Genomic DNA, 12500 nt, shown 5'->3' with positions numbered 1-12500 from the left:
ATTTATATGCTAATATTTAACTTTTTAAGGATGACTTTCTTCATTGGAATATTTATTAATTAAATCATATTTTAGTGTCCATAGTTCTTCAGATAAATCTACATAGTACTTATGAGGATTTTTAAGCCTCAAAGACTCCTCCCAGAGGGTTTCAACCTGTCCTTTGCAATACTCTCTAATTTCCTGAATACTAGGACATGAATACACACATTGCCCTTTATCAAAGATTTTCACTTGTAATTCTTTTACATAATAGTCTGTTAAAACAGTTTTCTTCCATGTATGAACAGGGTGGAAAAGAATATATGGCTTACTTTCATCTACAACTTCATTCCTTAAGGTAAGTAAATCACCTACTGCTTTATTAGTTTTCTTATGATAAAACCTATACAATTTTTTAAAACCAGGATTAGTTACCTTTTCTGGATTTTCACTTAATTTTATTTTAGACTCTAATTTGTTTTCATTTTCTATAGCTACTAACTTATATACTCCTCCAAATACAGGATTAGATTTAGAAGTTATTAGATTTTCTCCCACTCCAAAGATATCTATCTCAGCACCCTGTAGTAACAAGTCACTAATAAGGTATTCATCTAAGGAATTAGATGCAGTTATTTTACAATCTTCCATGCCAGCTTCATCTAACATTTTCCTAGCAGCCTTTGAAAGATATGCAATATCACCACTATCTAACCTAATTCCCTTTAATCTATTTCCTTCAGGCTCTAATATTTCCTTAGCAACTCTTATTGCGTTAGGCATACCACTTTTAAGAGTATTGTAGGTATCTACAAGAAGTACACTGGAAGTTGGATAAACTTCTGCATAAGCCTTGAAGGCTTCATATTCACTATGAAAGCTTTGAATCCAACTATGAGCCATGGTTCCTAGAGATGGAATTCCATATAATTCTTCTACCATTGTACATGCAGTTCCAAAACAACCTCCTATATAAGCAGCTCTTGCTCCTAATAATGCTCCATCATAACCTTGAGCTCTTCTAGAACCAAATTCTAAAACATTTCGCCCCTTAGATGCTCTAACAACTCTACTTGCTTTAGTAGCGATTAAACTTTGATGATTTATAGTTAAAAGTAGCATAGTTTCTATTAATTGACCTTGAGGAATTGGCCCTCTAACAGTTATTATAGGCTCATTTGGAAATACCACCGTGCCCTCTGGAATGGCCCATATATCACATTGAAATCTAAACTCTCTTAAATACGCCAAAAAATCTTCAGAAAATATTCCTCTTTCCCTTAAAAAGCTTATGTCTTCTTCAGTAAAACTTAAAGTATTTATATACTCTATAAATTGTTCTAATCCAGCAATTATTACATATCCCCCATCATCAGGGATTTTTCTAAAAAACATATCAAAATATGCTATTCTATCCTTCATCCCCTTCTTTAGATATCCATTCCCCATAGTCAATTGGTAAAAATCCGTTAACATGCTTAAATTTCTCTTTATATTTACGCAATCACATACTATAGTACTCATATGTTAACAAGCTTCCTTTCCTTAGTTTTCCTCTTAACCCTTATTAAATCAAAGACTTATAACTAAAAATAAATATATTATTCTTAGTTATTTCTTAATTCTTGGATTATTATACTAAGGACTATTCTAACAAATTCTTATTTATATTGCCCTAAAGCATTAACCATCTTTTAGTAATGCTTTAATCTTGTCCATACTAAAGTCTTCATCTACTATTTTATAATACCTTCTTTTTTGTCCTTTATAACTTATCATAATCTCTTTTTCATTAATCCAAGCTATATCAATTCTTATTGGACCTGTTGCCCCCTCTTCCTTATATGATCCTATAATTGTCATCAAATATTCCATTCCATAATCACTACTTCTATTTTCCTTCATTTTCACACTCTTCATATAATCTATAAATTTCATTGTCTTTTCTTCTTTATATATATTCCATGATTCAGATGAATCAATTCCTCCTTTTATAGGAAAAAAGGTTACACTAGTACAATTATCCATGTTATACCTATTTATAACAAACTCTTCAAAAGTTCCCTGTTTAGGATAAATGATATATATTATCCCTATTGCTACTATGACTAATATTCCTATAAATATCTTTCTTTTCATTTCTCCTCCTATATAAAATATTGATATGCTTTAAACAATTATTTTACCTATCCATAGATAAATTTAGATGTAATTCATGTTTGCTATATAAATTGTTCATACATACACCAATGTCATCCATTATATTCCTATATTGAGAATAATTATACACCATGCGGTACTTATATTCCATATAATTTATAATATAATGTAAACTCATTTATGTACTAGCAATACAAATAAAATGACAATTTTAAAAATTAAGCTGCCTTCTTAAACCACCCTTATCTGAAATCCATTACTTAATGGTACTTTCTATTTTTTTTCATTGAAATATTATTATAGTATAAGAATATAAATTTGAGGAGATGTATATATGAGAGTTGGAGTATTAATGGGTGGAATTTCCTTTGAGCGAGAAATATCCCTTTTATCTGGAGAAGAAATAATTAAAAACCTAAATAGAGATAAATATGAAGTAATTCCTATGATTATAAACTCTAAAAACGAAGTTATAGATAAAATTCACGACTTAGATTTTGCTTTTTTAGCCTTTCATGGGAAATTTGGAGAAGATGGTGCTATTCAAAGTATCTTGGAAAGTGTAGGAATTCCCTACTCCGGAAGTAATCCTTTGACTAGTGCCCTTTGCATGAATAAAAAACAATGTAAGCGAATTCTTAAAGCTGAGGGTATTCCTATAGCAAAGGGAATTAATCTATACAAACATGAAGGTGTAAATTTAAAAAAGATAGAAGAATTAAAATACCCTATGATAGTTAAACCTAACAGTGGTGGTTCAAGTATTGGAATTTCTTTAGTTTATAGCCGAGAAGAACTGAGGAATGCTATTTTAGAAGGATTTAAGTATGGTGATGAAATAATTATAGAAGAATATATAAATGGTAGCGAGTACACCGTTCCCCTATTGAATGGTGACACATTACCTATTCTATCTATAATCCATAGAGGAACTTTCTTTGATTATGAATCTAAGTACAATGATACAGATACCTTAGAGGAAGTAGCTATTCTTTCAGAATACCTTGAAAATGAAATCAATGAAATATCTAAAAAATGTTATAGAATCTTTGATTGTAAAGCCTACGCAAGAGTAGATATAATGGTGAGTAATTATAAACCCTATGTAATAGAACTAAACACTTTACCTGGTATGACCAAAAATTCTCTATTCCCCAAAAGTGCAAAAGCTACTAACATGGAATATTCAACTTTACTAGATAAGATTATTGAATTTTCGTTAATATAATAATATACGAGGTGAGTGATTAGCTCATCTCGTATATTATATCTTTTAATAAGGCAATTCTTAAAATTAATCCCCTACTCCAAAATCTGTATTTTCAAATAACACTTCAATTTTACTAACATCCTTAAGGAAATTATATTCCTTTTCAAACCAACTTATTAATTCTTCATCTCTCTTAATATCCGTAGTATTTTCTGTAAATATATTTATTGTTCCATAATGAAAATGACTTAATACTATATCAATATCTTTTTTAATCATTTCTTTACTTTGGCCTTTTATTCCTACCATTAAGCATACTGAACTAAAATACTTTCTAACTTCATTATAGTCTTTAAATCTAGCATTTTTATTTAACACTAAATTTCTAAAATTACTATCAAAACTTTCAACTCCAATTTTAAAAATAACTTCAATTCCAAAGAAATCTCTCATTTCTTGTAATCTACTTCTATAGCACCAATGGCTTTCTAAGAACATCTTTTTTATATTCTTTTCTATTACTATTTTTCTAATGCTTTCCAAGGTTTCAATAGGTAATTCAAAGCAACTTCCTGAATTAATCACTTCTAAGGTACCATATGTTCCTTTTACTTCCTTTAACACCTTTTTATTTATATCATTGATTTCTGAAGAGTTTGTTGAATTATCCTCTATATAATCACAAAATGTACACTTCCCCCAAACACATGGAAAAGCCTTTAGTAATACTATTTCTCTTTTATTTTTCCCTGTTATTATATTATATCTATCCATACTATTCTTCCTTAGCAATATTACTTTTAATATCTAATGGTAACATTTTAATAATTGTAAAAACTAATCCAAAGCTCACAGCTTTATCTAATAAATCTGTAAAAATCTGAGTAGAAAAAACTGCTGTAATAATACTAATTCCAGAGTTTTTAAGTATTGCAACTAAAATACTTGAACCTGAAGAAGTTACCCCTTGAAAAACAAAGGAAGCAATAACCGCTGCTGTTGCTGAACCTAAAACTGTAACTAATAATATCCTTAAAATCAACTTTAAAACTCCAACCTTCTTACCTTTAAAAAACAATCCTGTACCTATCCCCACTACTAATTGTACTGGTAAAAAATAAAATGAAATAGGATCAAAGGTCATACCATTAATAATTGATGATAATCCTCCAACCACAGCTCCACTTACTGGTCCAAATAATATTGAAACTAAAATAGTTCCTATAGTATCAATATAAATTGGAAGTTTTAATGATAATGCTATAAATCCTCCTACTAAGTTTATAGCTACTGCTAAACCCATAAAAATAATTCTCTTATTCTTTTTACTATTCATATTTCTAACCTTCCTCCTCTTAATTTAGTCCATATTTAGAATTATTCAAAATTGATATTATATCTTCTTTATGTTTTGGAAAAATTCTTGTTAGAAACATTTCCATAAAACCTTTTGAATTTACTTCTGTTAACACTAGACAATTTGGTTTTTCCCTATAAAAATCCCCTTCATCCACCAGTGTCATTCCTATGGCTTTTCCCTCTGTAACTATATCTACAAAATATTCCTTTCCAGAGCATAATTCAGGATTAATAAAATATGCTACTGCTAGCGGATCATTAATTACACATCCTAAGGTTCTTTCTTGGTTCCAATGAAAGTCCACATAAAATTTAGTTATCTTTACAATTAGCTCTCCAAGAGGTTCATTAAACTGTCTTATCATCTCAATATAATTTGGAGTTAAAACACATTGTCTAGTAACATCTAATCCCACCATGGTAATCTTCCTTTTTAATTCCTTAAAGACTTTTTCTACACCATGAGGGTCAACCCAGAAATTAAACTCTGCTACTTGAGAGCAATTCCCAAAGCTCTTAAAAGCTCCTCCCATAAGAACTAACTCCTTCATCTTTCTTGTAACTTCACAATCTTTTTCTAAAGCTTTTGCTATATTAGTTAAAGGACCCAATGCGATAATTGTGATATCCTCTGATTTTAACTCATCTAGAATAAAATTTACGGCACCTTCTTTATAGGTTACCTCCTCTACCCTTGGTAAGAAACTTTCTCCAAGTCCATCACTTCCATGGGTATCCTCTGCAGTAATTAATTTTCTTTCCACAGGTTCGCATTCCCCAAGATACACTGGTATATCTAACCTATTCAGTTCTTTAAGAATTTTCAATGCATTTTCTGCCCCTTTTTTTCCATGGACGTTCCCCGATACTATAGTTATTCCTTTAACATCTATCTCCTCTGATTTTAGTGCAAGGATTATAGCCAATGAATCATCAATTCCTGGATCACAATCTATTATTACTTTTCTCTTGTCCATCTTTTCTCTTCCTTTCTTAATGAAACCATAAAAAAATGCCTTGAGCTCCATCCCAAGGCATAAAAAATACAACCTAAAAAAGGTCGCACTAAGGGTATAGCACGACCATATAAGTCTTATTCCCTAGTTTTTTATAGAGGGATGGTTACGAACCTCTCCCACAGAATTCTGTGGATTTTTTATTAAATTCTTAATTTAACATATCATATTTTATACCTCATATCAACCGCTTATCTATAATTATGTATATTCTTATTTAAAGAGCATAACCACTAATCCTTGAACTATACCTATTGCAGCTCCTAAGATAAAGCCCAAAACTTCAATATGTTTTAATTCCTTTTTAGCTACATTTATAATAATTCTTTCAAGTTCTTGTAAATCCAACTCATTTATTTTTTCTTCAACCATTTCTTTAATATCTACTTTATCTTTGATATGATTAACAGCTTCACTTTCCATTTCCTTTAAAGCCTCATCAACTTCTTCCTCTATAATGTTATTAATTGGTCCTTGAACCATGATCCTAAAGGGTGCTGGCACAAAATCCATCTTTCCTGCCACTAAATTTCTTATTTTATTTTTAACTAACTGACTAAATATAACCTTATCCTCTTCTGTGATTGCATTTTTTATTATATCATCAATTGACAATAATTCCTTTGCCACCACTTCTCCAATATTTTGTGCTATTTCATTTTTTCTCTTTGGAATTAATCCTACTATCTCTAAATTTATTAATGGGATTTTAATTGGATTAATTGGTCTAAACATAAGCTTTATAGCTAATATGTTTGTTACCCATCCAATAACACCTCCTACTACTGCTAATAAAAATACAATAACTAAACTATTCATGATGTCCTCCTAAGTATTTCAAAATTTCTATTAATATTCTACAACAATTATTCTTGTTTTTCTATTGAAACTAACTTATTTTTCTAATAAACTATTTTTAAGTGATTCTTTTGTTTGGTTTTGTAAAGATAACCAATGCAAACTTGAATCTTTTTTACTTTGCATTCTTATGATAACTTTTATAAGAATACAATTAATAAAAAAATAGGTGGTGTTAAATATGATATTTTCTACTCTAATTATAAATAAGGATGAACCTATTTATATGCAACTAGAGACACATATCATTAATGGAATAAAAAAGGGTGAATTAAAAAAAGATAGTAAACTACCTTCCACAAGAGAAGCAAGTAAGCTTTTAAACATAAGTAGGAATTCTGTCATTGCTGCCTATGAAGAACTGGAAAGCAAAGGAATAATAACTACTAAGAGGGGTGTTGGTACCTTTATTTTAATGGAGACTGAAAACACTTGTGAAGAATATAATATTAATTTTATGAATATGATTAACAATTATGCTGATACCCTTAGAAATCTTGATATTATTAAAAGTGAACTTCCCTATAAAAACAATATGATTTCCTTTAAATCTATTGCTCCTGAACCTAGTCTCTTTAATATGGATGACTTTAAAAGAGCTCTCTTAGATGCTTGGACTTATGAGGAAGAAAACCTATTAAACTATGGATATGCTAAGGGATATGCCCCTTTAATCCAATACTTTCTTCAGTATATGGAGGAAAAAAGAGTTAATACTGAAGGTAGAGATATATTAATCACTAACGGTTTTACTGAAGCCTTTGATATTATTATAGGTTCTTTAACTAAAAAAGGAGATATAATCCTTTGTGAAGAACCTACCCATAATACAGCATTAAAAATTATGAAATCCCATGAAATTGAAGTTATCCAGGTAAAAATGAATGAAGAAGGTATGGATTTAGAAGATTTACAAATGAAGCTTGAAAAGTATAATCCTAAATTTGGATATATAATCCCTTCTTATAATAACCCTACAGGTATTGTAACCAAAACCAAACGAAGAAAAGAAATTTATAATCTTTTTAGACAGTACTCTGTACCTATAATTGAAGATGGATTTAATGAAGAGCTTCTATACTCTAGCTCTCCCATCGATCCCATAGCATCATTAAGTGGCATGGGTAATAGTATAATCTATATTGGCAGTCTTTCTAAAATACTCTTTCCAGGCCTTAGAATTGGATGGATTTTAGCAAGTAAAGATTTAATTGATGTTTTAGAAAGTGTAAAAAGAGGTAGAACCATTCACTGTTCTTTCCTTGATCAAGCTTCCTTTTACTATTACTTAAAAAGTGGAGCCTTTAGTAGGTATGTAAAAAATGTAAGAAAATATTATAGAGATAAGTATAATCTGGTTATGGAAATGATAAATGAATACATCCCTTATGAATATGTTACTGGAGAAGGTGGCCTTCATATATTTATTAAGCTTAAAAATAATATAGATGCAAGACAACTTCTAGATATATGTTATAAGGATAATGTGCTATTTATGCCTGGTGATATCTTTTATATAAATAGTGGCAAAGGCAAGGACTGCTTTAGAATAGGCTTTGGTAGAGTAAGTGATGAAGATATCAAAGTAGGAATAAAAATAATTGGTGATAATATAAAAAAGCTAAGTAAACCACCTTATCAATAAATCCTGTACTAACTGGTTCTTGTGATTTAATGTAATTATACTAAAATAATAGTATAAGGTAAGTTTCACTTGATATAACGAAGTAAATTCTTAATGAATATAACTAAAATAGCTTACTAGAAATAATGAAAGAAATTACGAGGTGTAACAATGGAAAAAATAATGAGACCTGTATGGGCTGAGATAAATTTAGATACAATAGCCACTAACACAAAAAATATAAAAAAATTAATTGGAGATAAAGAACTCATTGCTATCGTAAAAGCAGATTGCTATGGACATGGAGCTGTAGATGTTGTTCCTACACTTCTAGAAAGTGGAGCCTCTAGACTCGCTGTAGCAATGCTGACAGAAGCCATAGAGCTTAGAGAAAATAATATTAATGCTCCTATAGTAATTTTAGGATATACTCCTTTATACTTAGGCGAAGAGCTAATAAATTATGATATTGAGCAAACAGTATATGATTTAGATTATGCAAAGGAACTATCAAAAATAGCCATAAGCCTTAATAAAAAAGCTAAAATCCATATTGCCATAGATACTGGTATGGGTAGAATAGGATTTCTCCCTGGTGATGATACCGTTAAAACTATAAATGAAGTTTATAACTTAGAAGGTTTAGAGGTGATTGGAATATATTCTCACTTCTCCACCTCTGATGAAAAAGACAAAACCTATACCAATGAACAACTTTATAAATTTAAAAAGGTTATGGCGGATTTAGAAACTCTTGGAATTGAAATTCCATTAAAACATATTTCTAATAGCGGAGCAATTATAGATATGCCTGAAACTTATTTAAACGGCGTGAGACCAGGCATTATACTTTATGGTTATTACCCTTCTAAAGAAGTTTCTAAGGATAACATTTCAGTAAAACCAGCTCTAACTTTGAAAGCAAAGATAGCTCATGTAAAAGAATTGCATAAGGATATGTATATAAGTTATGGTAAAACCTTTAAAACTAATAAAAAAACTATTGTAGCTACACTACCAATAGGCTATGGAGATGGTTATCCTAGAGCATTAAGTGAAAATGCTAAGGTAATTGTTAATGGCAAATTTGCTAGTATTCTAGGTAGAATTTGTATGGATCAGTGTATGATTGATGTAACAGACATAGAAAATGTAAAAACTGGTGATGAAGTTATTATTTTAGGTGTAGAAGGAGACTTAAAATTTAACGCTGATGATATGGCAGAAGCCTTAGGCACAATAAACTATGAAATTCTTTGCAGAATTAAATCCAGAATTCCTAGAGTATATATTAAGAATAAAGAAATAGTTAAAGTCAGAAATAACATATAAGAAAAAAGTCTTGTCATTTAGAAGTGACAAGACTTTTTTTCATAGGTAATATATATCATGGACATTTAGTCCTAATAATTTACATATATAACATTAAACTATTTTTACCATTCTATATAAATACTGAGAAAAATACTTTTCTTCTTTTTCAAATTTATAATCTATGTTTTCATAGAACTTTCTTACTTTCTCATCCTTAGCTAGCAGTGAACAACCTTTATATCCTTTTTCTTTAGCTACCTTTTCTGCTAACTTCATTAGTTCTTTTCCTATTCCAAGACCTCTAACTTTTTTAGTAGTTGCTAAGTTTGCTATATATAACTCTCTATCTCCACCCTCTTTTAAGTACATTCCTAAAATAAGGTCCTTTATAAATTTTATTTTTCCTTTAATTCCTTTTATCATATGAAGTAATTCAAAACTAGTTTTTGTATCTAAATCAGATATTTCTTCACTGTTTAAAAGAACTATAGCTCCACAGGTCTTTCCATTTAGTTCTGCTACCTTTATATTTAAATATGAATATCTAGATTCCTGACTTAATACTAGCCATTGAATCCTATTTAAAATCTCCTCTTTAGTGCCCTGGCCCCAAATATGATCTGGTGTTTCCTCAGTATCATATATAAGACCAGCGATAATGGGGGCATCCACCTCCGTTGCATCTCTTAATGTTAAGTTTTTCATAAATATCCCTCTTTCATGAAATTTTTATTTAAATTTCTTAACTATATTATATTATTATTAGAAAAATTAATTAAGGCTTTAGATCCGCAGTATTTAGTACTTTTATGCTATTATTGAATTCTTACTAATTTATACAACTGTCCTATTAGTACTTATTAATGCCTACAATAAGTATTTTTTATCATATCTACTTCTCACTTCATTCTCTTAATTACAAAATCTTTACTAGGATTAATATGAGGATATGTTTAAAAGCAACAGTTATTTTATTACTTGTATTTACTTTTTCAACTACTATGGTATAATATTTATGTATATATGTAATAATAAATATATTGAATATTATTATATTTAAAATAAATTAATGCAAAGAAAGAGGTTGAGTCGAATTGTGTAAAATGGTAGTTCTTGTAAGTGTTTTAGGTTAATAACGGGATAACTGTGCCCTTTTTTACCTAAACATTTGAATAGAATTATCTTTTACAGGATAAGACTCTTTTTTAATACTCTAAATCATATAAAATTTAAATTAGTATCACTACACTATTATTTTGTTATAGCTAATATGAGATCTAATTTTTCACTCTACTATGATTTAGAATATAATTTTCACTGCATTAATTTACATGAAATTTAAGGAAAGAGCAAAGCCTCTTTCCTTTTTTTATTTTACGGAGGTATAAAGACATGAGTATATTAAATATTGAAAATCTAAGCTTTAGTTTTGGAGATAAAACTATTTTTAAAAATATGTCCCTTAGATTACTAAAAGGCGAACACGCTGGTCTTGTTGGAGTTAATGGTGCTGGTAAGACTACCCTGTTTAACATCTTAACTGAAAAATTAATCTGCGATGAAGGTACTTTTACTAAAGCTTCTTCCTGTAAGATTGGATATCTTAAACAAAATTCTGATATAAACGAAAATTTAACCATAAAAGAAATTTTAAGGGAAGCCTATATAAATCTTTATGAATTAGAAGAAAAGATCTTACTCATAAGTAATAAGTTAGCTACCGGAGATGTAGATGACTATGATAAATTAATCAATAAATTAGGCCATCTTCAAGATAGGCTGGATTCTAGTGAGTTTTATAATATTGAAAAGCATATTGAAACTATGTGTAAAGGGCTTGGTATAACTGCCCTTGGTATGGATACTCCCTTTAAAAATTTAAGTGGAGGTCAAAAAACTAAGGTTATGCTAGCAAAACTACTTCTTGAAGCTCCTGATATATTACTTTTAGATGAGCCTACTAATTATCTAGATAAAGAGCATATAGAGTGGTTATCTAAATATCTACATGACTATGAAAATGCTTTTGTGGTCATATCCCATGACACTAGCTTTTTAAACAAAATTACAAATGTAATTTTCAATTTAGAGTTTTCCTCTATAAAAAGGTATATGGGAAATTATGATAACTTCTTAAAACTACAAGATGAGGAAAGAAAAAGATATATAGCTGAATATACTGCTCAACAAAAGGAAATTCAAAAGCTTCAGAACTTTATTGATAAAAATAAAGTTCGAGCTTCTACTGCAAAAATGGCTAAGGGTAGACAAAAGGCTCTTGATAAAATTGAAAAACTAGAAAAACCAAAAATAATTTCTCCTAAACCTAGTTTTTCCTTTAATTTTAAAAGAACCTCTGCTTCCCTTGTGATGAAAAGCTCTAGTCTAACCATTGGCTACAGCTATCCACTTATAAAAAATCTTGATCTTACTTTAAAAAGAGGTGAAAAAATTGCCATTACAGGTTGTAATGGCATAGGTAAATCCACATTTTTAAAGACCATAATGGGAGTAATACCTCCAATAGATGGTGATATAAAGCTTGGAGATTATCTGTACCCAGCTTACTTTGAGCAACAGGTTCATGGTTCAGACCATACTCCTCTTGAGGAAGTTTGGGATTCTTTTCCTAAAAAATCTCAAAGCGAAATAAGAGCAGCCCTTGGTCGTTGTGGTATTAAAAATGAGCATATGAATCAAAAACTAAAAACTTTAAGTGGCGGAGAACAATCAAAGGTTAGACTTTGTAAACTTACCTTAACTCCAACAAATTGGCTTTTACTTGATGAGCCAACTAATCATTTAGATGCTATCTCTAAGGCTGAACTAAAAAAAGCTCTTATTGATTTTAAGGGTACTCTCCTTTTAGTTTGCCATGAAGTTGATTTCTATAAAGATTTAGCAACTCAGGTATGGAATATGGAAGAACTTTTAGTATAATAAATAAGGATCAGCTATAAATTTATAGCTGATCCTT

11 protein-coding genes and 1 riboswitch are annotated in these 12500 nt (G+C 29.6%); of the genes, 4 read left to right on the top strand and 7 right to left on the bottom strand.

Annotation, left to right across the window (positions count from 1 at the left end):
* Positions 1–24 precede the first annotated feature (24 nt).
* A complete protein-coding gene (locus B3Z56_RS11005; RefSeq protein ID WP_346848028.1) occupies positions 25–1506 on the bottom strand; it encodes a nicotinate phosphoribosyltransferase in 1482 nt (493 codons plus the stop codon).
* Positions 1507–1665: 159 nt separating this feature from the next.
* Positions 1666–2121: a hypothetical protein gene (locus B3Z56_RS11000; protein ID WP_346878782.1), complete on the bottom strand. Its 456-nt coding sequence runs from the start codon at positions 2119–2121 to the stop codon at positions 1666–1668.
* Positions 2122–2476: 355 nt separating this feature from the next.
* Here B3Z56_RS11000 and B3Z56_RS10995 point away from each other — a divergent pair, with 355 nt between their 5' ends.
* Positions 2477–3370 (top strand): D-alanine--D-alanine ligase, encoded by an 894-nt coding sequence (locus B3Z56_RS10995; protein ID WP_346878781.1) that lies wholly within the window; start codon positions 2477–2479, stop codon positions 3368–3370.
* 66 nt (positions 3371–3436) lie between these two features.
* Here the strand turns inward: B3Z56_RS10995 and B3Z56_RS10990 are convergent, their stop codons facing one another.
* The 4 genes from B3Z56_RS10990 to B3Z56_RS10975 form a co-directional block, all read right to left on the bottom strand.
* Positions 3437–4126 carry a radical SAM protein gene (locus tag B3Z56_RS10990; protein WP_346878780.1) on the bottom strand — a complete coding sequence of 230 codons (690 nt, stop codon included), beginning with the start codon at positions 4124–4126 and terminating at the stop codon, positions 3437–3439.
* A 1-nt stretch (position 4127) separates the two neighbouring features.
* On the bottom strand, positions 4128–4688 hold the full coding sequence (locus B3Z56_RS10985; RefSeq protein ID WP_346878779.1) for an ECF transporter S component: 561 nt from the start codon (positions 4686–4688) through the stop codon (positions 4128–4130).
* A 19-nt stretch (positions 4689–4707) separates the two neighbouring features.
* Complete coding sequence (locus tag B3Z56_RS10980; RefSeq protein WP_346878778.1) at positions 4708–5688, bottom strand: nucleoside hydrolase; 981 nt, start codon at positions 5686–5688, stop codon at positions 4708–4710.
* 117 nt (positions 5689–5805) lie between these two features.
* A riboswitch (PreQ1 riboswitch) is annotated at positions 5806–5850 on the bottom strand.
* Positions 5851–5940: 90 nt separating this feature from the next.
* Entirely contained in the window at positions 5941–6546 is a 606-nt protein-coding gene (locus B3Z56_RS10975; RefSeq protein WP_346848022.1) for a DUF445 domain-containing protein, read from the bottom strand.
* A gap of 220 nt (positions 6547–6766) precedes the next feature.
* Between B3Z56_RS10975 and B3Z56_RS10970 the strand changes: the two genes are divergently transcribed.
* Together B3Z56_RS10970 and alr are read left to right on the top strand one after the other, a co-directional pair.
* Positions 6767–8230, top strand: coding sequence for an aminotransferase class I/II-fold pyridoxal phosphate-dependent enzyme (locus tag B3Z56_RS10970; RefSeq protein WP_150843764.1), 1464 nt, complete (start codon positions 6767–6769; stop codon positions 8228–8230).
* Positions 8231–8380: 150 nt separating this feature from the next.
* Positions 8381–9541, top strand: a complete 1161-nt coding sequence (gene alr / locus B3Z56_RS10965; protein WP_346878777.1) for an alanine racemase — start codon at positions 8381–8383, stop codon at positions 9539–9541.
* Positions 9542–9634: 93 nt separating this feature from the next.
* Here the strand turns inward: alr and B3Z56_RS10960 are convergent, their stop codons facing one another.
* Positions 9635–10228, bottom strand: coding sequence for a GNAT family N-acetyltransferase (locus B3Z56_RS10960; RefSeq protein ID WP_346878776.1), 594 nt, complete (start codon positions 10226–10228; stop codon positions 9635–9637).
* A 687-nt stretch (positions 10229–10915) separates the two neighbouring features.
* Here B3Z56_RS10960 and B3Z56_RS10955 point away from each other — a divergent pair.
* The gene (locus B3Z56_RS10955) at positions 10916–12463 is read left to right on the top strand and encodes an ABC-F family ATP-binding cassette domain-containing protein (RefSeq protein WP_346878775.1); all 1548 of its coding nucleotides are present in this window, start codon (positions 10916–10918) and stop codon (positions 12461–12463) included.
* The last annotated feature ends 37 nt before the right edge of the window (positions 12464–12500 follow it).

It is taken from the genome of Clostridium sp. UBA7791, from assembly GCF_002480755.1.
Classification (GTDB): domain Bacteria; phylum Bacillota; class Clostridia; order Clostridiales; family Clostridiaceae; genus Clostridium_J; species Clostridium_J sulfidigenes.
The sequence above is the reverse complement of the archived record's forward strand: the minus strand, read 5'-3'. Positions and strand labels throughout refer to the sequence as shown.